Here is a 23,090-nt window from a genome sequence, read left to right as displayed (position 1 = left end):
ACCTCTTTGTAATCACATGATTTTTTAGCATAGTCGGTTAATTCGTATGCTGATAGCTTTGCTGCTGAAACCCCCTCGTAATAAGGAGGGGGATGGCCGATCACTGAGAAAGCCAGGCGTAGATTTTCTGCGTATCGTCCCGGGAACACAGACGTGTTCCTTGATTCAACGTCGCCGCGCTGCCTGCCGAGACGCCGAAACGCACCATCTCTTCCAGCGAGGCGTTTTCCGCCAGTTTTAGCGTCATTGCGCCAACCATGCTGTCGCCCGCGCCGACGGTACTTTGACTTCTGACGGGAGGGGGAACAACCTGGACGCAGCTTTCGCTATCCACCGCCAGCGCCCCCTGCGGCCCCAGAGAAACAACGACGCGGCGCGCTTTGCCGCTCTTCACGATTTCCTGCGCCGCTTGGCGCACATCGTCAGGCTGCGTGAGTTCGCGATTAACCAGCGCGCTCAGCTCTTTTTGGTTCGGTTTGACCAGTTCAATATTGCCGAGAGATAACGCCGCGTTGAGCGCATCGCCCGAACTATCAATAATGCAGCGGATGCCCTGTTTCTGCGCGGCGGCAATAAGCTGCGTCAGTTTTTCCAGCTTGACGCCGGGCGGCAGACTCCCGCTGATAACCAAAATGGCGCCGGATTCGATCTCCAGAACCTGTTCTTCAATCTGGCGAAATTCGTCATCGTCGAGTGCGGCGCCGGGCATGACAAAGCGATATTGCTCCCCGCTGGACTCCACATGAACATGCAGGTTTTGTCGCGTCCAGTCTTTGGCATCGATGGTGACGACGGGGACGTTTTCATCGGCCAGAAGTGCGACCAGATGTTCGCCGGTCGCGCCGCCAGCGGGGAAAATCGCGGTTGCGGTTCCGCCAAGATGGGCAATCGCGCGGGCAACGTTGATTCCGCCGCCGCCGGGTTCAAAAACAGGTGATGAACAGCGAAGTTTCCCTTCGGGATAGAGTTGTGGGGTGATTGTTGCGCTATCGAGAGAGGGCGCAAGTGTTAACGTATAGATACGTATCATCTTTACCTCCTGTTAGGCTGACTTCAGTCTGGCACTGAATGCCCGGAAAGGGAAGTAATTAACAATATGATTTACTGGATATTTATTTAAAATTACCGGGAGAAAGATATATAAATAAATATCTGCTTTGGGAACTCTCTTATTCAAAAAATGAAATAAGAATTCATTGCTATGTTATTCGAGCCTTTTTATAATTTGTTACCTTTCCTGGATCGTTTGTCATTGATCCTTATGAAAGTTTCCGGGACCGTAACGGTCTCTTTTTTTGTTGTACGGACTCTTTATAAATGAAGCTTTTGAAGACAGTACCCGCTGCATTAATGTTGGCAGGGGGCGTATTTGCGTCAATGCATGCCGCTGCTGATGATTCCGTTTTTACTGTCATGGATGATCCCGCCACTGCGAAGAAACCCTTCGAAGGTAACCTGAATGCGGGCTACCTTGCTCAGTCAGGCAACACGAAAAGTTCTTCTTTAACGGCTGACACCACGATGACCTGGTACGGTGCAACCACCGCCTGGTCGCTGTGGGGGAATGCCAGCAATACATCCTCCAACGATGAACGCTCTTCGGAGAAATACGCGGTAGGCGGCCGTAGCCGTTTCAATATGACCGACTACGATTACCTGTTTGGCCAGGCAAGCTGGCTGACAGACCGTTACAACGGTTATCGTGAGCGTGACACACTGACCGCCGGTTATGGTCGTCAGTTCCTCAACGGGCCGGTGCACAGCTTCCGTTTTGAATTCGGTCCTGGCGTACGCTATGACGAACATACCGATGGAAAAACCGAGACCCAACCGCTGGGCTACGCTTCCGGTAGCTACGCCTGGCAGATGACGGATAACACCAAATTTACGCAGGGCGTGTCCGTTTTCGGCGCTGAAGATACCACCCTCAACTCAGAGACGGCGCTAAATGTCGCGATCAACGAGCATTTTGGTTTAAAGGTAGCTTATAACCTGACCTGGAACTCCGAACCGCCCGCAACGGCGCCGGAACATACCGATCGCCGCACGACGGTATCGTTAGGGTATAAGATGTAATCGCCTGCCGGGTTGTTTTAAACACGACCCGGCTTTTTAAATTAGCGTTTTTATCGCGATTGCGCGCTAAGTGAAATTATATTTATATTTTCCGTGGCGAATGCCATTCATAAAAATGCGTTGAACGTGCATATTATTGATGCTTTCTATTCATTCGCAGGAATTAACTTTCGGCGAACGCTTCGGATATTAGCCCCAAATCATCGCCGCCCAGCGGAGCAGCAACATTGCGCCGCAAATGAGGAGCAATACGACAACCATCTTCCAGTGTTTTTTGGCAAAGCGGTTTGTTGGCATTTTCTCTCTTCCTGTCAAAATCGGACTGATGCTCCCAGTGTAACAAAAGCGATGGCGCGTCAGGGAATTGATTTACATCATACAGTTCGGCGTGATTGCGGCTTTGATCGGCAGTCAATGCCGTGTACACTGTCAAGCGGTGTTATCAAAAAACGGGTGTAGGTCCAGTCTCGCCATTCAGGCGGGCCGTGACATATTTCGCAGAGTGAAGCGGGAATCAGCCCATAACTTTTTGATAATTTTAAATATTGAAACTTTGTATGTGATCTTTCGTGTGGGTCACCACTGCAAATAAGGATATAACATGCCTGTTATTACTCTTCCTGATGGCAGCCAACGCCATTACGACCACGCTGTAAGCCCCATGGATGTTGCGCTGGACATTGGTCCAGGACTGGCGAAAGCCTGTATCGCAGGTCGCGTTAATGGCGAACTGGTTGACGCGTCCGATCTCATTGAAAACGACGCTCAGCTGGCAATCATCACCGCGAAAGATGAAGAAGGTCTGGAGATCATTCGTCACTCCTGCGCGCACCTGTTAGGGCACGCGATTAAACAACTTTGGCCGAACACCAAAATGGCTATCGGTCCGGTTGTCGATAACGGTTTTTACTATGATATTGATCTCGACCGTACGTTAACCCAGGAAGATGTCGACGCGCTCGAAAAACGGATGCACGAGCTTGCTGAGAAAAACTACGACGTCATTAAGAAGAAAGTGAGCTGGCACGAAGCGCGTGAAACCTTCGTGAAGCGTGGAGAAACCTATAAGGTTTCTATTCTTGATGAGAATATTGCGCATGATGACAAGCCGGGCTTGTATCATCATGAAGAATATGTCGATATGTGCCGTGGCCCGCACGTGCCGAACATGCGTTTCTGCCATCACTTCAAACTGATGAAAACCGCAGGGGCATACTGGCGTGGCGACAGCAACAACAAGATGCTGCAACGTATTTATGGTACGGCGTGGGCGGATAAAAAATCCCTGAACGCCTATCTGCAACGCCTTGAAGAAGCCGCCAAGCGCGACCACCGTAAAATCGGTAAGCAGCTTGACCTGTATCATATGCAGGAAGAAGCGCCGGGTATGGTGTTCTGGCATAACGACGGCTGGACTATCTTCCGTGAACTGGAAGTCTTTGTGCGTTCTAAGCTCAAAGAATATCAGTATCAGGAAGTTAAAGGCCCGTTCATGATGGACCGTGTGCTGTGGGAAAAAACCGGGCACTGGGAAAACTACAAAGATGCGATGTTCACTACCTCTTCAGAGAACCGTGAATACTGCATCAAGCCGATGAACTGCCCGGGCCACGTGCAGATCTTCAACCAGGGTCTGAAGTCCTACCGCGATCTGCCGCTGCGTATGGCGGAATTCGGTAGCTGCCACCGTAACGAACCGTCAGGCGCCTTGCATGGCCTGATGCGCGTACGTGGCTTCACCCAGGATGATGCGCATATCTTCTGTACTGAAGAACAGATTCGCGATGAAGTGAACGCCTGTATTCGTATGGTCTACGATATGTACAGCACCTTTGGCTTCGAGAAAATCGTCGTCAAACTTTCCACTCGCCCCGAAAAACGTATCGGTAGCGATGAAATGTGGGATCGTGCTGAGGCGGATCTGGCCGTTGCGCTGGAAGAAAACAACATCCCGTTTGAGTATCAACTGGGTGAGGGCGCATTCTACGGTCCGAAAATTGAATTTACCCTGTATGACTGCCTCGATCGTGCATGGCAGTGCGGTACGGTACAGCTGGACTTCTCTCTGCCGTCTCGTCTGAACGCCTCTTATGTTGGCGAAAACAACGAGCGTCAGGTGCCGGTGATGATTCACCGCGCGATTCTTGGGTCAATGGAACGTTTCATCGGTATCCTGACTGAAGAGTTCGCGGGCTTCTTCCCGACCTGGCTTGCGCCGGTTCAGGTAGTGGTGATGAACATTACCGATACTCAGTCTGAATACGTTAACGAATTGACGCAGAAACTACAAAATGCGGGCATTCGTGTAAAAGCAGACTTGAGAAATGAGAAGATAGGCTTTAAAATCCGCGAGCACACTTTACGTCGTGTCCCTTACATGTTGGTCTGTGGCGACAAAGAGGTAGAAGCAGGCAAAGTAGCCGTGCGTACCCGTCGTGGCAAAGACTTGGGCAGCCTGGACGTAAATGAAGTTATCGAGAAGCTGCAACAAGAGATTCGCAGCCGCAGTCTTCAACAACTGGAGGAATAAAGTATTAAAGGCGGAAAACGAGTTCAAACGGCGCGTCCTAACCGTATCAATGGCGAAATTCGCGCCCAGGAAGTTCGCTTAACAGGTCTGGAAGGGGAGCAGCTTGGTATTGTGAGTCTGAGAGAAGCTCTGGAAAAAGCTGAAGAAGCTGGAGTAGACTTAGTCGAAATCAGCCCTAACGCCGAGCCGCCGGTTTGTCGTATAATGGATTACGGCAAATTCCTCTATGAAAAGAGTAAGTCTTCTAAGGAACAGAAGAAAAAGCAAAAAGTTATCCAGGTTAAGGAAATTAAATTCCGTCCTGGTACAGATGAAGGCGACTATCAGGTAAAACTCCGCAGCCTGATTCGCTTTCTCGAAGAGGGCGATAAGGCCAAGATCACGCTGCGTTTCCGCGGTCGTGAGATGGCCCACCAACAGATCGGTATGGAAGTGCTTAATCGCGTGAAAGAAGATCTGGCTGAACTGGCAGTTGTCGAATCCTTCCCTACGAAGATCGAAGGCCGTCAGATGATTATGGTGCTCGCTCCTAAGAAGAAACAGTAAGGCCTTCAAGTAGCAATTCCTGTGGAGCCTTCGGGCTTCACAGATTTTGTTCGCCTGGGTTTCGTTTATTAACAATGCGAAGTGGAAGTTATTAAAATGCCAAAAATTAAGACCGTACGCGGTGCTGCTAAGCGCTTCAAAAAAACCGGTAAAGGTGGTTTTAAGCACAAGCACGCTAACCTGCGTCATATTCTGACCAAAAAAGCGACCAAGCGTAAACGTCACCTGCGCCCGAAAGCCATGGTTTCCAAAGGCGATCTGGGTCTGGTAATCGCGTGCCTGCCGTACGCATAAGCCGTTAACGTTTTTTTTAACTTTTTTATGCCCGATAGATTTCGCATGTCGCAAGGCGGTTAACGCCGCGAAAATGTGAAAGATGAAGGGCGAATCAGAATAGATACAGGAGAGCACTATGGCTCGCGTAAAACGTGGTGTAATTGCACGCGCACGTCACAAGAAAATTTTGAAACAAGCCAAAGGCTACTACGGTGCGCGTTCTCGCGTATACCGCGTTGCCTTCCAGGCAGTTATCAAAGCTGGTCAGTATGCTTACCGTGACCGTCGTCAACGTAAGCGTCAGTTCCGTCAACTGTGGATTGCGCGTATCAACGCAGCAGCACGTCAGAACGGTATTTCTTACAGCAAATTCATCAACGGCCTGAAAAAAGCCTCTGTTGAAATCGACCGTAAGATCCTGGCTGACATCGCAGTATTCGACAAAGTAGCGTTCACCGCTCTGGTTGAAAAAGCGAAAGCAGCTCTGGCATAAGCCAGTGAAAAGAGGGAGCCTGGCTCCCTCTCTTTTATTTGTAGTGCAATCAATCAGTTGACAATTTATCCGTAACCCTTTTCAATAAAGGTTGTCCGGTTTTACCACACAAGGTAACGCAAGCATGAATGCTGCTATTTTCCGCTTCTTTTTTTACTTTAGCACCTGACTCCAGGAGGCTAGCGCGTGAAAGAAGAAACGAAAAACAGCGCGAAAAAGCCTCCTGATGGAGGCTTTTTTTGTACCTGAAATCGAGAGATTAAGTCCAACGAACCGGTGTCTTCACCGACACAATGAGGAAAACCATGTCACATCTCGCAGAGCTGGTTGCCAGTGCGAAGGCAGCCATTAACCAGGCGTCAGATGTTGCCGCGTTAGACAATGTACGCGTCGAATATTTGGGCAAGAAAGGGCATTTAACCCTTCAGATGACGACCCTGCGTGAATTGCCGCCAGAAGAGCGTCCGGCAGCCGGCGCGGTTATCAATGAAGCAAAAGAGCAGGTACAACAAGCGCTGAACGCGCGCAAAGCGGATTTAGAAAACGCGGCGCTGAATGCACGTCTGGCGGCGGAAACCATCGACGTTTCTCTGCCTGGGCGTCGTATTGAGAACGGTGGTCTGCATCCGGTAACACGTACCATTGATCGTATTGAAAGTTTCTTCGGTGAGCTTGGTTTTACCGTGGCGACTGGCCCGGAGATCGAAGACGATTACCACAACTTCGATGCGCTGAACATTCCAGGCCATCACCCGGCCCGTGCTGACCACGACACTTTCTGGTTTGATGCCACCCGTCTGCTGCGTACGCAGACTTCCGGCGTGCAGATTCGTACTATGAAAGAACAGCAGCCGCCGATCCGTATTATTGCGCCGGGCCGAGTGTACCGTAACGACTACGATCAAACGCACACCCCGATGTTCCATCAGATGGAAGGGCTGATTGTTGACACCAACATCAGCTTCACCAACCTGAAAGGCACGCTGCACGACTTCCTGCGTAACTTCTTTGAAGAAGACCTGCAAATCCGTTTCCGTCCTTCTTACTTCCCGTTCACGGAACCGTCCGCAGAAGTGGATGTAATGGGCAAAAACGGCAAATGGCTGGAAGTGCTGGGTTGCGGGATGGTGCATCCGAACGTTCTGCGCAACGTGGGCATCGACCCGGAAATCTACTCTGGCTTCGCGTTTGGTATGGGGATGGAGCGTCTGACCATGCTGCGTTATGGCGTGACCGATCTGCGCTCATTCTTCGAAAACGATCTGCGTTTCCTCAAACAGTTTAAATAAAGGCAGGGTAAAACAATGAAATTCAGTGAACTGTGGTTACGCGAATGGGTGAACCCGGCAATCGACAGCGATGCGCTGTCGGATCAGATTACGATGGCGGGTCTGGAAGTGGATGGCGTTGACGCCGTCGCCGGTGAGTTCAACGGCGTGGTTGTGGGTGAAGTGGTGGAGTGCGGCCAGCACCCGAACGCAGATAAACTGCGCGTTACGAAAGTGAACGTGGGCGGCGAACGCCTGCTGGATATCGTCTGTGGCGCGCCTAACTGCCGTCAGGGGCTGAAAGTAGCCGTTGCAACTATCGGCGCGGTTCTGCCGGGCGATTTCAAAATCAAAGCCGCTAAACTGCGCGGCGAGCCGTCGGAAGGGATGCTGTGCTCCTTCTCCGAACTGGGGATTTCCGACGACCATAGCGGCATCATCGAATTACCGACGGATGCGCCGATCGGAACCGATATCCGTGAATACCTGAAGCTTGACGATAACACCATTGAAATCAGCGTGACGCCGAACCGCGCCGACTGCTTAGGGATCATCGGTGTGGCGCGTGATGTCGCTGTCCTGAACAAAATCGCGCTGGTTGAGCCGGAGATCGCACCTGTTGCAGCCACCATCAATGACACGCTGCCGATCGCGGTTGAAGCGCCGGATGCCTGCCCGCGCTACCTGGGTCGCGTGGTGAAAGGCATTAATGTTAAAGCGCCTACGCCGCTGTGGATGAAAGAGAAGCTGCGTCGCTGCGGCATTCGTTCCATTGATGCTGTCGTTGACGTCACCAACTATGTACTGCTTGAACTGGGTCAGCCGATGCATGCCTTTGACAAAGATCGTATTGAAGGCGGTATTGTCGTGCGTATGGCCAAAGAGGGCGAAACCCTGGTGCTGCTGGACGGCACAGAAGCGAAGCTGAGCACCGATACGCTGGTGATCGCGGATCACCACAAAGCGCTGGCGATGGGCGGTATCTTTGGCGGCGAGCATTCCGGCGTGAATGAGGAAACGCAAAACGTGCTGCTGGAATGCGCGTTCTTTAGCCCGCTGTCTATTACCGGTCGTGCGCGTCGCCACGGTCTGCATACGGATGCTTCCCACCGCTATGAGCGTGGTGTGGACCCGGCGTTGCAGTACAAAGCAATGGAGCGCGCCACCCGCCTGTTGATCGACATTTGCGGCGGCGAAGCCGGTCCGGTTATCGACGTCACGAATGACGCCACGCTGCCGAAACGCGCGACCATTACGCTTCGTCGTAGCAAGCTGGATCGTCTGATCGGGCATCACATTGCCGATGAGCAGGTGAGCGATATTCTGCGTCGTCTGGGCTGCGAAGTGACTGAAGGTCAGGACGAGTGGAAAGCGGTCGCGCCGAGCTGGCGTTTCGACATGGAGATTGAAGAAGATCTGGTCGAAGAAGTGGCCCGCGTGTATGGCTACAACAACATTCCTGATGAGCCGATTCAGGCGGGTTTAATCATGGGGACTCACCGTGAAGCCAACTTGTCGCTGAAGCGTGTGAAAACCATGCTCAATGACAAAGGCTACCAGGAAGTGATCACCTATAGCTTTGTCGATCCGAAGGTTCAGCAACTGCTGCATCCGGGCGAAGAAGCGCTGTTGCTGCCAAGCCCGATCTCCATTGAGATGTCGGCGATGCGTCTTTCACTGTGGACCGGCCTGCTGTCAACGGTGGTCTATAACCAGAACCGTCAGCAGAATCGCGTGCGTATCTTTGAAACCGGTCTGCGTTTCGTGCCGGATACCCAGGCAAATCTGGGCATTCGTCAGGATCTGATGCTGGCAGGGGTGATTTGCGGCAACCGTTATGACGAGCACTGGAATCTGGCGAAAGAGACCGTTGATTTCTATGATCTGAAAGGCGATCTGGAAGCGGTGCTGGATCTTACCGGCAAACTGGCCGACATTCAGTTCAGGGCGGAAGCGAATCCGGCGCTGCATCCTGGGCAGTCCGCGGCGATTTATCTGAAAGGTGAACGCATTGGTTTTATTGGGGTTGTTCATCCTGAGCTGGAACGTAAACTGGATCTGAACGGTCGCACTCTGGTGTTTGAACTGGAGTGGAATAAGCTCGCAGACCGCGTGGTGCCTCAGGCGCGCGAGATTTCGCGCTTCCCGGCTAACCGTCGCGACATCGCGGTGGTGGTCGCAGAAAACGTTCCCGCAGCGGATATTTTATCCGAGTGTAAGAAAGTTGGCGTAAATCAGGTAGTTGGCGTAAACTTATTTGACGTGTACCGCGGTAAGGGTGTTGCGGAGGGTTATAAGAGCCTCGCTATCAGCCTGATCCTTCAGGATACCAGCCGTACACTCGAAGAAGAGGAGATTGCCGCTACCGTCGCCAAATGTGTAGAGGCATTAAAAGAGCGATTCCAGGCATCATTGAGGGATTGAACCTATGGCGCTTACAAAAGCTGAAATGTCAGAATATCTGTTTGATAAGCTTGGGCTTAGCAAGCGGGATGCCAAAGAACTGGTCGAGCTGTTTTTCGAGGAGATTCGTCGTGCTCTGGAAAACGGTGAGCAGGTGAAACTCTCTGGTTTTGGTAACTTCGATCTGCGTGATAAGAATCAACGTCCGGGACGTAACCCGAAAACGGGCGAAGATATTCCCATTACAGCACGGCGCGTGGTGACCTTCAGACCCGGACAGAAGTTGAAAAGCCGGGTTGAAAACGCTTCGCCCAAAGAAGAGTAATCTGATCTAACTAAAAAGGCCGCTTTGCGGCCTTTTTTCTTTCCTGTGATGGTTACGCACCGTAAAATCAACATCATCCCTTTTCAGCTGAATGGAAAACATGCTGACTTTTGCCTGCCAACAACAGCGCCGCAATGTGCGCTGGTTATCCAGTCTGTCGGTGCTTATGCTGCTGGCAGTGGTATTAAGCCTGTGCGCCGGAGATCAGTGGATAGCCCCTGGCGACTGGTTCAGCGCCCGTGGTGAACTGTTTGTCTGGCAGATACGACTCCCTCGCACGCTTGCTGTTCTGCTGGTAGGTGCCGCGCTGGCGCTGTCAGGCGCGGTAATGCAGGCGTTATTTGAAAACCCGCTTGCCGAGCCCGGATTGCTTGGCGTCTCCAACGGCGCTGGCGTGGGCCTTATTGCCGCAGTGCTACTGGGGCAAGGTCAGTTACCCGGCTGGGCGCTGGGGTTCTGCGCCATTGCCGGCGCGCTTATCATCACACTTATTCTCCTGCGATTTGCCCGTCGACATTTATCAACCAGCCGCCTGCTGCTGGCGGGCGTTGCGCTTGGCATTATTTGCAGCGCGATGATGACGTGGGCCATCTATTTTTCAACCTCCTTCGACCTGCGCCAGTTGATGTACTGGATGATGGGCGGATTCGGCGGGGTGGACTGGCAGCAGGCCTGGCTGATGATTGCCCTGATCCCGGTTTCACTCTGGATTTGCTGCCAGTCGCAGCCGATGAATATTCTGGCGCTGGGCGAAACGTCCGCGCGTCAGTTGGGGCTGCCGCTGTGGTTCTGGCGCAATTTGCTGGTGGTCGCCACGGGCTGGATGGTCGGCGTTAGCGTTGCGCTCGCGGGTTCGATTGGGTTTATCGGCCTGGTGATCCCACATATATTACGGCTTTGCGGTCTGAGCGATCATCGCGCTTTGCTGCCGGGCTGTGCGCTGGCGGGGGCGATAGCTCTGCTGCTGGCGGATGTTATCGCCCGTCTGGCGCTGGCGTCGGCGGAACTGCCTATCGGTGTAGTGACGGCGACGATGGGGGCGCCGGTCTTCATCTGGCTATTATTAAAATCCAGGCGCTAGCCAAAATGAGAAATGAGGAAGTCATTAGTATGTGGCAACGGATGAAATGGGGTCTGTGTGTGCTGGCGGCACTCAGCGGTTCTGCGATGGCCGCACCGCTGACGGCGCAATACGTGTCGGCTATCGCGATGCAGGAAGAACAGCGTCTTCATGCCCGGATTGGCATTGCGGTACTTGATACGGCGACCAACAGTATCACCCATTATCGGGGAGAAGAACGGTTCCCGTTAAACAGTACGCATAAGCCGCTGTTATGCGCAGCGTTATTACGCGAAGTCGACAGGAAGGCGCTGGCGCTTTCTGCTTCAACGCAGTTTGAACCCTCACAACTGGTGGAGTATTCGCCGATTACTGAAAAACATGTGGCGCCAGACGCCATGAGCTGGGCGCAATTGTGCAGCGCGGCGGTAAGCTACAGCGATAACACGGCCGCCAATCTCATCGCCAGGAAGCTCAACGGACCGCAGGCCGTCACGCAGTTTTTGCGTGATTCGGGGGATACGATAACCCGCCTCGATCGCTATGAGCCTGAACTGAACAGCGCCATTCCCGGCGATGAACGCGACTCCACGACGCCTGTCGCGATAGCGCAGACGCTCAATACGCTACTGCTGGGGAACGTGTTGCAGCCATCCTCAAGAGAGCAGCTTATGCAATGGATGCGGGACGACAAAGTGGCTGACGGTCTGCTGCGTTCGGTCTTGCCGGACGGCTGGAAAATCGCGGATAAAACCGGGGCGGGCGACAATGGCTCGCGTTCTATTGTTAGCGTTGTCTGGCCGACATCACAAAAACCTCTGCTCGTGGTTATCTATATTACACAAACTCCGGCGACAATGGCGCAGCGTGACGCCGCGATTGTCCGCATCGGGGAGTCGCTGTTTTCAACACTCGCAGTCTATGATTAAAAGCTGATATTTGATCACTCACATCCGCCTGTTATATGGGAGACGCTATGCAAGATACCATTCTCAACACTGAAGTGACGACGATCGACGGGGATGTCACCACGCTTGAGAAGTACGCCGGAAACGTACTGCTGGTGGTTAATGTGGCCTCGAAATGTGGCTTAACGCCACAATACGAACAGCTGGAGAATATTCAGAAAGCCTGGGCCGATCAGGGCTTTACGGTGTTAGGTTTTCCCTGCAACCAGTTTCTTGGTCAGGAACCTGGCACTGAAGAGGAGATTAAAACCTATTGCAGCACCACCTGGGGCGTCACATTCCCGATGTTCAGCAAGGTTGACGTCAATGGTGAGAACCGCCATCCACTGTATCAGAAGTTGATTGCCGCAGCGCCTGCCGCCGTTGCGCCGGAAGGTAGCGGTTTCTATGAGCGCATGGCGAGTAAAGGCCGCGCGCCGCTTTACCCGGACGATATTTTGTGGAACTTTGAGAAGTTTTTAATCGGCAGGGATGGACAGGTCGTACAGCGTTTCTCACCGGACATGACGCCTGAAGATCCGGGGATGGTGGAAAGTATCAAAATCGCGTTGGCAAAATAATGATCTCGTTGATGCAGTTACAGGATGTTGCCGAAACGACGCGTCTGGGGCCGCTTTCCGGCGACGTTAAGCCTGGCGAGATTCTTCACCTCGTGGGGCCGAATGGGGCAGGGAAAAGTACGCTGCTGGCGCGTATGGCGGGCTTAACCTTCGGGGAAGGCACCGTCATATTCGACGGCGCGTCGCTGGAGACATGGCCTGCGGCGAAACTGGCTCAACATCGGGCCTATCTCGCGCAGCAGCAGAATCCCCCATTTTCAATGCCGGTCTGGCATTTCCTGACGCTGCATCAACCTGATAAAACGCAAACGAACCTGCTGAATGACGTTGCGCAGGCGCTTGGGCTGAGCGACAAGCTGGGGCGGAGCGCGAATCAACTCTCCGGCGGCGAGTGGCAGCGTGTACGTCTGGCGGCGGTGATATTGCAAATTCACCCTCACGCTAACCCGCACGGGCAGCTTCTGCTACTGGATGAACCGATGAACAGTCTGGACGTTGCGCAACAAAACGCGCTGGATAGGCTGCTGAGCCAGCTATGCAGCCAGGGTATCGCCATCGTGATGAGCAGCCATGACCTTAACCATACTCTGCGCCACGCGCATCGCGCCTGGTTGCTGAAACAGGGGAAATTGATCGCCAGCGGGCGGCGTGACGAGGTGCTGACGCCGCCAAATCTGGCCCAGGCATACGGTATGAACTTCCGTCGGCTGGACGTTGAAGGCCACAGAATGCTCATATCAACCACTTAAGTTAAATGGGTTCTTGAAAAACACATAATTTCCACGCTAAATAGAAGCAAGAATAAAAAGATAGAGGATTCGTCCTGAATGCGCTTTTGGCTTCTTCTTATCGCAGCACTGTTTTTGGCAGGGTGTAGCAGCCATCGTGCGCCAGCACCTAACGCCAGGCTTTCGGATTCCATTATGGTTATCGCGGGCCTGAACGATCAGCTACAGTCCTGGAGAGGTACACCGTATCGCTATGGCGGAATGAGCCGTAGCGGGGTGGACTGCTCGGGATTTGTGTTGATGACGATGCGCGACAAATTTGATTTACAACTGCCGCGTGAAACGCGCCAACAGTCAAAAATTGGTACGGAAATCGACAAAGATGAACTGCTGCCCGGCGACCTGGTCTTTTTTAAAACCGGATCGGGGGAAAGTGGTTTGCACGTCGGCATTTATGATACCAACAATCAATTTATTCATGCGTCTACCAGCCGCGGCGTGATGCGCTCATCGCTCGACAATGTCTACTGGCGGAAAAATTTCTGGCAGGCGAGACGTATTTAATGCTATCGATGGTAAAGCGGATACCCAGCGGCCGCTTCATCATCTATATTTAAGAAATTGATTTCTCATTGTCTGAATGCCAGGGCTATCGTGAGTTATCAGAAATAGTTTTAACCCTACATTTTGCAAAAGTATTTTTAGTCAAAATGATTTATCCGGTGTCTTGCGGAAAATGCAAAACTGGATATTGGTTTATAATCGAGATAAGCTAAAAAAAGGACCCGGTTTACCGGCTAAAAAGGAAAAAATGAAAGCACCTCCAGTCGTATCAGAAATGACATCTTTCTTCGTTCTTTCTTACAGGATGCCGGATTACACCCATGCAGCGGGGCTGGCACAATGATTGTTTCACTGGACAACTTTTATCATTCTCACCTTTATTTTGTTCCTGCCCGAACCGAGAAAGAGAAACTCGTCGGCCTGGAGATTGTTGCAAACTTTGTCACTGAAGACGGTAATGTCCGTATGCCGACGGAGCTGGTCATGCCGCGCCTGTCAGCAGAAGAACAGCGTTGTCTGTTCGAAGAAAAACTCGCATTGCTGGAAACGTGCCAACATTTTTTTATTCAACATAAACTTATTGCCTGGATTAATTTAACGCCAGCCGTCGTCGCATCATTATTATCAGACGGCGAGTTTGTATCCCATGTAAGGCGCTTTCCATTTTTGGAACTGATGATTAATGAGAATTATCCTGAATTAAGTCTTGGGAAAGAGAATCAAATTCTGGCTGAGTTAGCCGGACGATTTCCCCTCATCCTTGCCAATTTTGGCGCTGGCGATACATCGATAAAAGCGATCTTTGATGGTCTCTTCAAACGCGTCGCGCTGGATAAAAACTTTGTCCAGCAAAGATCCGCAAGTCTTTCTTTTGAACCCTTTATGCAGGCTATTATTTCGCAGATATCACCGTGCTGTGATTCGATAATGATTGCGGGTATTGATACTGAAGAGATGCTGGCGCGGATATCATCAATGGGATTTAGCGCGCTGCAAGGATGTTTATGGCCTGCCGTGCCAGCGAGCCAGGTTACGACGCTGGTTCAGGGATAACCTTTTTATTTGCTGGTGTTTAAGCGGGTATTAACCGTCTACACTACAGGCAGGAGGCTCTATGACCCTGTCTTTTACATCCCGCTGGCGTGACGAACTGCCAGCCACATATACAGCACTTTCTCCAACTCCTCTGAGTCATGCCCGCCTGATTTGGCATAACGATGCGCTGGCGCAGCAGCTGGCGATACCACCTTCGTTGTTTGATATGGAAAACGGCGCAGGCGTGTGGGGTGGCGAGTCATTACTGCCCGGCATGTCGCCTTTGGCTCAGGTTTATAGCGGCCATCAGTTTGGCGTCTGGGCCGGCCAGCTCGGTGATGGACGCGGTATTCTGTTAGGCGAACAACTGCTGGCGGACGGCAGTACGCTTGACTGGCACCTGAAAGGCGCCGGACTAACGCCATACTCCCGTATGGGCGACGGGCGAGCAGTGCTGCGCTCAACGATCCGTGAAAGTCTGGCCAGCGAGGCGATGCACTATCTTGGCATCCCCACAACGCGGGCGCTGTCTATCGTCACCAGCGACACGCCTGTTTACAGGGAAACGGTTGAATCCGGCGCGATGCTCATGCGTCTGGCGCAAAGCCATATGCGTTTCGGTCATTTCGAACATTTTTACTATCGACGTGAGCCGGATAAAGTCCGTCAGCTGGCCGATTTTGCGATTCGCCATTACTGGCCGCAATTTCAGGCGGAAGAGGACAAGTATGCGCTCTGGTTCCGGGACGTTGTGGCGCGCACGGCGAGGTTGATTGCTGACTGGCAAACGGTAGGTTTTGCGCATGGCGTGATGAACACCGATAACATGTCTGTACTGGGGCTGACGATAGATTATGGTCCTTTCGGTTTCCTGGATGATTATCAGCCAGGGTTTATCTGTAACCACTCCGATCACCAGGGGCGCTATAGCTTCGATAATCAACCGGCTGTCGGATTGTGGAATCTGCAACGCCTGGCGCAAACCCTGTCGCCGTTTATGCCGGTCGATACGCTGAATGATGCGCTGGATGGCTATCAGCTGGCGTTGCTCACGCACTATGGGCAGCGCATGCGGCAAAAACTGGGCTTCTTTACCGAACAAAAAGAGGACAACGCGCTTCTCAACGAGCTTTTCGCCCTGATGGCGCGCGAAGGCAGCGATTATAGCCGAACGTTCCGTATGTTGAGCCAGACTGAGCAACAGAGCGCGGCATCGCCGCTGCGTGATGAATTTATCGATCGCGCGGCCTTTGACGGGTGGTTCAGCCGTTACCGGGCGCGTTTACAGCAGGAGCAGATGGATGACGCAACGCGTCAACAGCACATGCAGCGCGTGAATCCTGCGGTGGTGCTGCGCAACTGGCTGGCGCAACGCGCGATAGCCAGCGCTGAGCAGGGGGATATGGGCGAATTACATCAACTGCATCAGGTTCTGCGCGACCCCTTTACCGACAGAAATGACGATTATGTCAGCCGTCCGCCGGACTGGGGTAAACGGCTGGAAGTCAGTTGCTCAAGCTGATTGCTACTTGGTCAACAGCAACTTACCTGCCTGCGTCTTGCGCAGCAGGTATTCCTGGCCGTCATGATCGATGATGACTTTGCCTTCAGGGCCTAACAATGTCTGGCTGCTGATACGCCGCTCGGCAGCAGGGGAAGGGGGCACGCTGTCTCTTTCCTTAAAATGAAGTAACTCAATGTCGTCCATAAGTGGCATATCGCTAATTAATAATAATCAGTTTAACAATGATTATTATTATCAATATTGTGTATGGCGACAGCAAGTGTTAATTCTGGTAGCAAATCAGGCGAGTGGGGAATGCGTGGAGGGGAAAGAAGCGCGCCCATCCCCGCGAGGATGGGCATGATGTCAAAAACGGCTATCAACCGCTGAGGCAAGTTTTTCTAACAGTAATTCAGTATCTTCCCAGTTCAGGCAAGGGTCGGTAATGGACTGACCGTACACCAGCGGCTGACCGCTGACGATTTTCTGCGTACCTTCACGCAGGAAACTTTCGGCCATGATCCCGGCAATTGCGGTAGAACCGTTACGGATTTGCTGGCAGATATCATCACAAACTTCTAACTGGCGGCGATGCTGCTTCTGGCAGTTACCGTGGCTGAAGTCCACCACCAGGTGTTCCGGCAGACCAAACTCATGCAGCGTATCGCAGGCGGCAGCGATGTCTTCCGCGTGGTAATTCGGTTTTTTACCGCCGCGCATGATGATATGGCCGTACGGATTCCCGCTGGTCTGATAAATCGTCATCTGGCCAGTTTTATCCGGCGAGAGGAACATATGGCTGGCGCGCGACGCGCGAATCGCATCAACGGCGATGCGCGTGTTGCCATCGGTCCCGTTTTTAAACCCAACCGGGCAGGAGAGCGCGGAAGCCATTTCACGGTGAATCTGGCTTTCCGTCGTGCGCGCGCCAATGGCGCCCCAGCTGATTAAATCGGCAATAAACTGGCCGGTGACCATGTCGAGAAATTCGGTGGCGGTGGGGACACCCAGCTCATTGACCTGCAACAGCAGCTTGCGCGCCAGTTCGAGGCCATGATTTACGCGGTAACTGCCATTTAAATCGGGATCGGAGATGAGGCCTTTCCAGCCCACAACCGTGCGCGGTTTTTCAAAATAGGTGCGCATAACGATTTCCAGACGCGCCTGATGCGTGTTGCGCAACGTTTGCAAGCGCGTTGCGTATTCCATCGCAGCGTCCAGATCGTGAATCGAGCAGGGGCCGATGATCACCAGCAGGCGGCGATCTTCACCGTTTAATATTTTTTCAATCCGGCGTCGGGAGTCAGTAACGTGGCTGGCGACGGAGGATGATACAGGATGACGTAGCGCTAGCTCAGCAGGGGTGACCAGGCTGTCAATACGCGCGGTACGCAGTTCGTCGGTTCTGTTCATTACAAGTCTCAGAAATTTGTTGCTTCAACGGCAGGACTACCGGGAAGTGATGGGCATCACAATAACACACTTCAACCTTCACCTGCTGATTTCAAATGCGAGGCGTTTCACACCTCGCAAGCAGAGCGGCATGATAGCAAAAAATTGAACTCTTGCACTAGTTTGTTAGTACATTCGACGATTCAGCCCCATGATGTCGAGAATCTTGGTGGCAATTTCTTCTACCGAATAGTTAGTACTGTTCAGGCAAGGGATCTGATTTTTACGATAGAGCGCTTCAACTTCCGCAACCTCCATCCGGCACTGGCGTAGCGATGCGTAGCGGCTGTTTTCACGGCGTTCCTCGCGGATTGCCGCCAGACGTTCCGGGTCAATGGTCAGTCCAAAAAGCTTATGCTGTAGCGGTTTAAGCGACGTGGGTAACACCAGGTTATCCATATCGTCAGCAATAAAGGGGTAGTTCGCCGCCCGGATGCCAAACTGCATCGCCAGATAGAGGCTGGTCGGCGTTTTTCCGCAGCGTGAAACCCCCAGCAGGATCACCTGCGCCTGATCCAGATTGCGCAAGGAGATCCCATCGTCGTGCGCAAGGGTATAGTCGATTGCCGCGATGCGCGCGTCATACTTGTTGAGGTTGCCGGGGTTAAGCCCGTGGGTGCGATGCGCGATTGGCGTTGGGTCGAGCTTCATTTCCTGCTGTAGCGGCGCCACCAGCGCCTGCACGATGTCCTGACAGAACCCTTCGCTTTGTAAGATGATGGCGCGAATTTCCGGCAGAACAATCGAATAGAACACCAGCGGACGCACGCCAGTTTGCTGATAAATCGCGTCGATCTGATCTTTCACGGCCCTGGCGCGACTCTCGTTTTCAACGAACGGCAGCGTAATGCTGCTAATGGTCACAGGGAATTGCGACATCACCGCATGACCCAAAACCTCGGCGGTGATGGCCGTACCATCGGAAATATAAAAAACATGGCGATCAACAACATTATCCATTTTGTTTATCCTGAGGAGCAAACATAATTATCTGAAAGCATAAATTAAAATTTGCCAGAAGCGTATATCACGATGCTTATTTTATAAAATGAAACGCTATTTTTATATTAAGTGAAAAGTGCATTTCATTTTTCGGAACTTATGTTTATACCGACAGTTTTTGGGGAGATCGCCCGTCGCCCGCGGGTTTGCGCAAATGCGTAAACAATCTGAAAAAATAAAAAATAAATCTGCTTGAACGATTCACCGTTTTTTTCAGGGGTTTAAATATGTAAAGATAAATACGCAATAATGTAGTTTCTAAACTCGTTCATTTATCACAAAAGGATTGTTCGATGTCCAACAATGGCTCGTCACCGCTGGTGCTTTGGTATAACCAACTCGGCATGAATGATGTAGACAGAGTTGGGGGCAAAAATGCCTCCCTGGGTGAAATGATTACTAACCTTTCCGGTATGGGTGTTTCCGTACCGAATGGTTTTGCAACGACCGCCGATGCGTTTAACCAGTTTCTGGATCAAAGCGGCGTAAACCAGCGTATTTATGAACTGCTGGATCAAACGGATATTGACGATGTCACCGCGCTGGCGAAGGCCGGCGCGCAGATCCGCCAGTGGATTATCGACACTCCTTTCCAGCCAGAGCTGGAAAACGCTATTCGCGATGCCTATGCACAGCTCTCTGCGGATGATGCGCAGGCGTCTTTCGCCGTGCGCTCGTCCGCAACGGCTGAAGATATGCCGGATGCCTCTTTCGCCGGCCAGCAGGAAACCTTCCTCAACGTGCAGGGTTTCGACGCGGTGCTGGTGGCGGTGAAACATGTTTTTGCCTCGCTGTTTAATGACCGCGCTATCTCTTATCGCGTTCACCAGGGGTATGACCATCGCGGCGTCGCGCTCTCCGCTGGCGTACAGCGGATGGTACGCTCCGACCTGGCCTCGTCCGGGGTTATGTTCTCTATTGATACCGAGTCCGGTTTCGATCAGGTGGTGTTTATCACTTCAGCCTGGGGTCTGGGCGAGATGGTGGTGCAGGGCGCAGTCAACCCGGATGAATTCTACGTGCATAAACCGACGCTGGCGGCGAATCGCCCGGCGATCGTTCGTCGCACGATGGGGTCGAAAAAAATCCGAATGGTTTACGCGCCAACCCAGGAGCACGGCAAGCAGGTCAAAATTGAAGATGTGCCGCAGGAACAGCGCGACATCTTCTCGCTGACCAACGAAGAAGTGCAGGAACTGGCGAAACAGGCCGTACAGATTGAGAAACACTACGGTCGCCCGATGGATATCGAATGGGCGAAAGACGGCCATACCGGCAAACTGTTTATTGTACAGGCCCGCCCGGAAACCGTCCGTTCTCGTGGTCAGGTAATGGAGCGCTACACGCTGCATGCGCAGGGGAAAGTGGTCGCGGAAGGCCGCGCCATCGGACATCGCATTGGCGCGGGGGCGGTTAAAGTCATCCACGACATTAGCGAAATGAACCGTATCCAGCCTGGTGACGTGCTGGTGACTGACATGACCGACCCGGACTGGGAACCGATCATGAAGAAAGCGGCGGCCATCGTGACCAACCGTGGCGGTCGTACCTGCCACGCGGCCATTATTGCCCGTGAGCTGGGGATTCCGGCGGTTGTCGGCTGCGGCGACGCGACGGAACGCATGAAGGATGATGAAAACGTCACCGTTTCTTGCGCCGAAGGCGATACCGGCTATGTCTATGCAGACCTGCTCGACTTCAGCGTCAAAAGTTCAAGCGTGGACACCATGCCCGATCTGCCGTTGAAAGTCATGATGAACGTCGGTAACCCGGATCGCGCCTTTGACTTCGCCTGCCTGCCGAATGAAGGCGTTGGCCTGGCGCGTCTCGAATTTATTATCAACCGAATGATTGGCGTGCATCCTCGCGCACTGCTGGAATTTGATGACCAGGACGCGAAACTGCAAAACGAAATCCGCGAGATGATGAAAGGCTTCGATTCACCGCGTGAGTTCTATGTTGGTCGTCTGACAGAGGGCATTGCGACGCTGGGCGCGGCATTTTATCCGAAACGCGTTATCGTGCGTCTGTCGGATTTCAAATCGAACGAATACGCCAACCTGGTGGGCGGCGAGCGTTACGAACCCGATGAAGAGAACCCGATGCTGGGCTTCCGTGGCGCCGGTCGCTATGTCTCCGACAGTTTCCGCGATTGCTTCGCGCTGGAATGTGAAGCGGTGAAACGCGTGCGCAACGATATGGGACTGACCAACGTGGAGATCATGATCCCGTTTGTACGTACCGTTGAGCAGGCGAAAGCGGTAGTTGACGAGCTGGCGCGTCAGGGGCTGAAGCGGGGTGAGAACGGGCTGAAGATCATCATGATGTGTGAGATTCCGTCCAACGCCCTGCTGGCTGAACAATTCCTGGAGCACTTTGACGGCTTCTCGATTGGTTCTAACGACATGACGCAGCTGGCGCTGGGTCTGGATCGCGACTCCGGCGTGGTTTCTGAACTGTTCGATGAGCGCAACGAGGCGGTGAAAGCGCTGCTGTCGATGGCGATCCGCGCGGCGAAGAAACAAGGCAAGTATGTCGGCATCTGTGGTCAGGGGCCGTCGGATCACGAAGACTTCGCCGCCTGGCTGATGGAAGAGGGAATCGACAGCCTGTCGCTGAACCCGGACACCGTCGTACAGACCTGGTTGAGTCTGGCTGAACTGAAAAAATAAGCGTCAGCGCTGATTCTAATCCGCAACGGCTCCCGTAAAAAGGAGCCGTTTTTTTTGCGATGCGCGCTATCCCACCCGACGTCATGCGTGGGCATATCAGAATTGTTGGCGGTGGAGAAAAGGTGTGTGAGGGCAGGCACTTAAAAAAAGGCCCATCGTGGGAGATGGGCAAAGACTACACACAGCAATTCGTTGTTTCACTCAGGGGATTTCCATGCTTATAAATCAAGGCGTTGATTTATAACCGTGCCCTAATAGTAGGCGTGGAGATTTTTTGCGTCGATCAGATTCGTCCCAATAGTTTAAAAACTATAAAGAATTTGCGACGTAAATGAATTACGTAAGGAGGATTACGCCATAAGGCAGGTTGGTCAGGATGCTAATTGATGAGCAATGCTAAAGTATCGGCCGACCGAATGCGTCGATAGGCCGATGGGGTTTATTTATGGTTGTCCTCAATCTCCCCCAGTTCTTCAAGGAGTTCGTCAGGGTCGTTTCCCGGCGCGGGCACTTCATGCACCCATGCGGAGAACAGACGCCAGGAAACCGCCAGCAATACCGGACCGATAAACAGACCTATCATTCCAAAGGCAATCAGCCCGCCGATAACGCCAGAGAGAATCAGGATCAGCGGCAGGTCAGCGCCCATACGAATCAATACCGGGCGAATCACGTTATCCAGCGTACCGACCACGCAGCTCCACACCAGCAGCACCGTGCCCCAGGTCGTATCGCCCGTCCAGTACAGCCAAATGATTGCCGGGATTAACACCGGTAACGGCCCCAGTTGCACCAGGCAGGAGAGGATCATGACGACCGTCAGCAGCGTTGCGTAAGGCACGCCGGAAATGGCGAGACCAATCCCGCCGAGAATTGCCTGAACCAGCGCGGTGACAACCACACCCAATGCAACGGCGCGGATGGCCTGAGCCGCCAGCAGCACGGCGGCATCGCCGCGTTTCGCGGCCAGACGACTGGCAAAGTGGCGGATGCCCAATGCCACCTGTTCGCCGCGCCAGTACAGCAGGGCGCTGAACAGCAGCATCAGACCACAGTGCATCATAAAGCGACCGATATGCGCGGCCTGACCCACAAACCAGGTCGTGGTGGTGCCAATATAAGGACGCACTTTCGCCATGATCGCCGTGCCGCCCATATCCAGCAGGTTGTGCCACCCGGCATACAATTTGGCGCCAATCAGCGGAATACTGTTTAACCAGGCCAGGTCGGGCAACGTCATGTCGCCAGCGGTGACGGCGTGGATGAGCGGGCCGCTACCGTCCACGATGCTGTTGACCAGCAGGGCGATGGGAATAATGAACAGCAGAACCAACAACAGCGTCATAACCAGAACGGCCAGAGAACGGCGGCCCCAGAGTATTTTCTGTAAACGTAACAAAACGGGCCAGGTCGCAATAACGATCGTACCCGCCCATGCAAAACCAAGGACAAAGGGACGCACAATCCACAAGCAGGCCACGATCATGATGGCTAAAAACAGCACCGACAGCAGCACTTGCGCGATATCCCTGGGCTGACGAAGATTTACCATAAATACCTTTTCACCTTTTCTGTGCGTCAGAACGTTGACGCGACGCGAACACGCGAACCTTACCCCATAATGATGA

General features: G+C 52.9%; 24 protein-coding genes, 1 other RNA gene and 1 other annotated feature. Of the genes, 18 read left to right on the top strand and 7 right to left on the bottom strand.

What is annotated here, in order from left to right; all coding sequences use genetic code 11:
- Window positions 1-100: 100 nt before the first annotated feature.
- Entirely contained in the window at window positions 101-1,030 is a 930-nt protein-coding gene (gene pfkB, locus CKO_RS07450) for a 6-phosphofructokinase II (protein WP_012132614.1), read from the bottom strand.
- 287 nt (window positions 1,031-1,317) lie between these two features.
- Here pfkB and CKO_RS07445 point away from each other — a divergent pair, with 287 nt between their 5' ends.
- Window positions 1,318-2,076: a DUF481 domain-containing protein gene (locus CKO_RS07445; protein ID WP_012132613.1), complete on the top strand. Its 759-nt coding sequence runs from the start codon at window positions 1,318-1,320 to the stop codon at window positions 2,074-2,076.
- A gap of 189 nt (window positions 2,077-2,265) precedes the next feature.
- Here the strand turns inward: CKO_RS07445 and yniD are convergent, their stop codons facing one another.
- Entirely contained in the window at window positions 2,266-2,373 is a 108-nt protein-coding gene (gene yniD, locus CKO_RS23295; protein ID WP_096753848.1) for a small membrane protein YniD, read from the bottom strand.
- Between the two features lie 304 nt (window positions 2,374-2,677).
- On the opposite strand from yniD, the gene thrS reads away from it, so the two are divergent.
- The 16 genes from thrS to selO all read left to right on the top strand — a co-directional run bounded on the left by thrS (window position 2,678) and on the right by selO (window position 16,354).
- Window positions 2,678-4,606 carry a threonine--tRNA ligase gene (thrS, locus tag CKO_RS07440; protein WP_024130385.1) on the top strand — a complete coding sequence of 643 codons (1,929 nt, stop codon included), beginning with the start codon at window positions 2,678-2,680 and terminating at the stop codon, window positions 4,604-4,606.
- A 3-nt stretch (window positions 4,607-4,609) separates the two neighbouring features.
- On the top strand, window positions 4,610-5,152 hold the full coding sequence (gene infC, locus CKO_RS07435) for a translation initiation factor IF-3 (RefSeq protein ID WP_047457361.1): 543 nt from the start codon (window positions 4,610-4,612) through the stop codon (window positions 5,150-5,152).
- A 96-nt stretch (window positions 5,153-5,248) separates the two neighbouring features.
- The gene (gene rpmI / locus CKO_RS07430; RefSeq protein WP_001124225.1) at window positions 5,249-5,446 is read left to right on the top strand and encodes a 50S ribosomal protein L35; all 198 of its coding nucleotides are present in this window, start codon (window positions 5,249-5,251) and stop codon (window positions 5,444-5,446) included.
- Between the two features lie 118 nt (window positions 5,447-5,564).
- Complete coding sequence (gene rplT / locus CKO_RS07425; RefSeq protein WP_000124850.1) at window positions 5,565-5,921, top strand: 50S ribosomal protein L20; 357 nt, start codon at window positions 5,565-5,567, stop codon at window positions 5,919-5,921.
- A gap of 119 nt (window positions 5,922-6,040) precedes the next feature.
- Window positions 6,041-6,164: a sequence feature (Phe leader region), on the top strand.
- Entirely contained in the window at window positions 6,046-6,090 is a 45-nt protein-coding gene (gene pheM, locus CKO_RS23290) for a pheST operon leader peptide PheM (RefSeq protein WP_001386830.1), read from the top strand. Its footprint overlaps the feature before it by 45 nt.
- 62 nt (window positions 6,165-6,226) lie before the next feature.
- Window positions 6,227-7,210 (top strand): phenylalanine--tRNA ligase subunit alpha, encoded by a 984-nt coding sequence (pheS, locus tag CKO_RS07420; RefSeq protein ID WP_024130384.1) that lies wholly within the window; start codon window positions 6,227-6,229, stop codon window positions 7,208-7,210.
- A gap of 15 nt (window positions 7,211-7,225) precedes the next feature.
- Window positions 7,226-9,613: a phenylalanine--tRNA ligase subunit beta gene (gene pheT / locus CKO_RS07415; protein WP_012132607.1), complete on the top strand. Its 2,388-nt coding sequence runs from the start codon at window positions 7,226-7,228 to the stop codon at window positions 9,611-9,613.
- A gap of 4 nt (window positions 9,614-9,617) precedes the next feature.
- A complete protein-coding gene (gene ihfA / locus CKO_RS07410; protein WP_001229266.1) occupies window positions 9,618-9,917 on the top strand; it encodes an integration host factor subunit alpha in 300 nt (99 codons plus the stop codon).
- A gap of 100 nt (window positions 9,918-10,017) precedes the next feature.
- Complete coding sequence (gene btuC / locus CKO_RS07405; RefSeq protein ID WP_024130383.1) at window positions 10,018-10,998, top strand: vitamin B12 ABC transporter permease BtuC; 981 nt, start codon at window positions 10,018-10,020, stop codon at window positions 10,996-10,998.
- Window positions 10,999-11,027: 29 nt separating this feature from the next.
- A complete protein-coding gene (gene bla / locus CKO_RS07400; RefSeq protein WP_048902390.1) occupies window positions 11,028-11,906 on the top strand; it encodes a class A beta-lactamase in 879 nt (292 codons plus the stop codon).
- Between the two features lie 47 nt (window positions 11,907-11,953).
- Window positions 11,954-12,505, top strand: a complete 552-nt coding sequence (locus CKO_RS07395) for a glutathione peroxidase (RefSeq protein WP_024130381.1) — start codon at window positions 11,954-11,956, stop codon at window positions 12,503-12,505.
- Entirely contained in the window at window positions 12,505-13,254 is a 750-nt protein-coding gene (btuD, locus tag CKO_RS07390; protein WP_012132603.1) for a vitamin B12 ABC transporter ATP-binding protein BtuD, read from the top strand. Before CKO_RS07395 ends, btuD begins: the two co-directional genes overlap by 1 nt.
- A 78-nt stretch (window positions 13,255-13,332) precedes the next feature.
- Entirely contained in the window at window positions 13,333-13,797 is a 465-nt protein-coding gene (locus tag CKO_RS07385) for a C40 family peptidase (RefSeq protein ID WP_012132602.1), read from the top strand.
- 172 nt (window positions 13,798-13,969) lie between these two features.
- On the top strand, window positions 13,970-14,140 hold the full coding sequence (locus CKO_RS23285; RefSeq protein ID WP_153257548.1) for a hypothetical protein: 171 nt from the start codon (window positions 13,970-13,972) through the stop codon (window positions 14,138-14,140).
- Window positions 14,137-14,850 carry an EAL domain-containing protein gene (locus CKO_RS07380; protein ID WP_012132600.1) on the top strand — a complete coding sequence of 238 codons (714 nt, stop codon included), beginning with the start codon at window positions 14,137-14,139 and terminating at the stop codon, window positions 14,848-14,850. Before CKO_RS23285 ends, CKO_RS07380 begins: the two co-directional genes overlap by 4 nt.
- 61 nt (window positions 14,851-14,911) lie before the next feature.
- Window positions 14,912-16,354: a protein adenylyltransferase SelO gene (gene selO / locus CKO_RS07375; RefSeq protein ID WP_024130380.1), complete on the top strand. Its 1,443-nt coding sequence runs from the start codon at window positions 14,912-14,914 to the stop codon at window positions 16,352-16,354.
- Between the two features lie 3 nt (window positions 16,355-16,357).
- Here selO and hemP read toward each other — a convergent pair whose 3' ends face one another.
- From hemP to ppsR, 3 genes are all read right to left on the bottom strand, one after another.
- Window positions 16,358-16,549 carry a hemin uptake protein HemP gene (gene hemP / locus CKO_RS07370; RefSeq protein WP_012132598.1) on the bottom strand — a complete coding sequence of 64 codons (192 nt, stop codon included), beginning with the start codon at window positions 16,547-16,549 and terminating at the stop codon, window positions 16,358-16,360.
- Between the two features lie 153 nt (window positions 16,550-16,702).
- Complete coding sequence (gene aroH, locus CKO_RS07365; protein WP_012132596.1) at window positions 16,703-17,749, bottom strand: 3-deoxy-7-phosphoheptulonate synthase AroH; 1,047 nt, start codon at window positions 17,747-17,749, stop codon at window positions 16,703-16,705.
- Window positions 17,750-17,914: 165 nt separating this feature from the next.
- Entirely contained in the window at window positions 17,915-18,748 is an 834-nt protein-coding gene (gene ppsR / locus CKO_RS07360; RefSeq protein WP_012132595.1) for a posphoenolpyruvate synthetase regulatory kinase/phosphorylase PpsR, read from the bottom strand.
- Between the two features lie 335 nt (window positions 18,749-19,083).
- Here ppsR and ppsA point away from each other — a divergent pair, with 335 nt between their 5' ends.
- On the top strand, window positions 19,084-21,462 hold the full coding sequence (ppsA, locus tag CKO_RS07355) for a phosphoenolpyruvate synthase (protein WP_012132593.1): 2,379 nt from the start codon (window positions 19,084-19,086) through the stop codon (window positions 21,460-21,462).
- Window positions 21,463-21,602: 140 nt separating this feature from the next.
- On the opposite strand, the gene rprA is transcribed toward ppsA, so the two are convergent.
- Together rprA and ydiK are read right to left on the bottom strand one after the other, a co-directional pair.
- Window positions 21,603-21,710, bottom strand: an RNA gene (gene rprA, locus CKO_RS22355) — antisense sRNA RprA.
- 191 nt (window positions 21,711-21,901) lie between these two features.
- The gene (gene ydiK / locus CKO_RS07350; RefSeq protein ID WP_012132592.1) at window positions 21,902-23,014 is read right to left on the bottom strand and encodes an AI-2E family transporter YdiK; all 1,113 of its coding nucleotides are present in this window, start codon (window positions 23,012-23,014) and stop codon (window positions 21,902-21,904) included.
- Window positions 23,015-23,090: the final 76 nt, after the last annotated feature.

Origin of the sequence: Citrobacter koseri ATCC BAA-895, assembly GCF_000018045.1 — a bacterium.
In the GTDB taxonomy this organism is placed as follows: Bacteria; Pseudomonadota; Gammaproteobacteria; order Enterobacterales; family Enterobacteriaceae; genus Citrobacter_B; species Citrobacter_B koseri.
The sequence above is the reverse complement of the archived record's forward strand: the minus strand, read 5'-3'. Positions and strand labels throughout refer to the sequence as shown.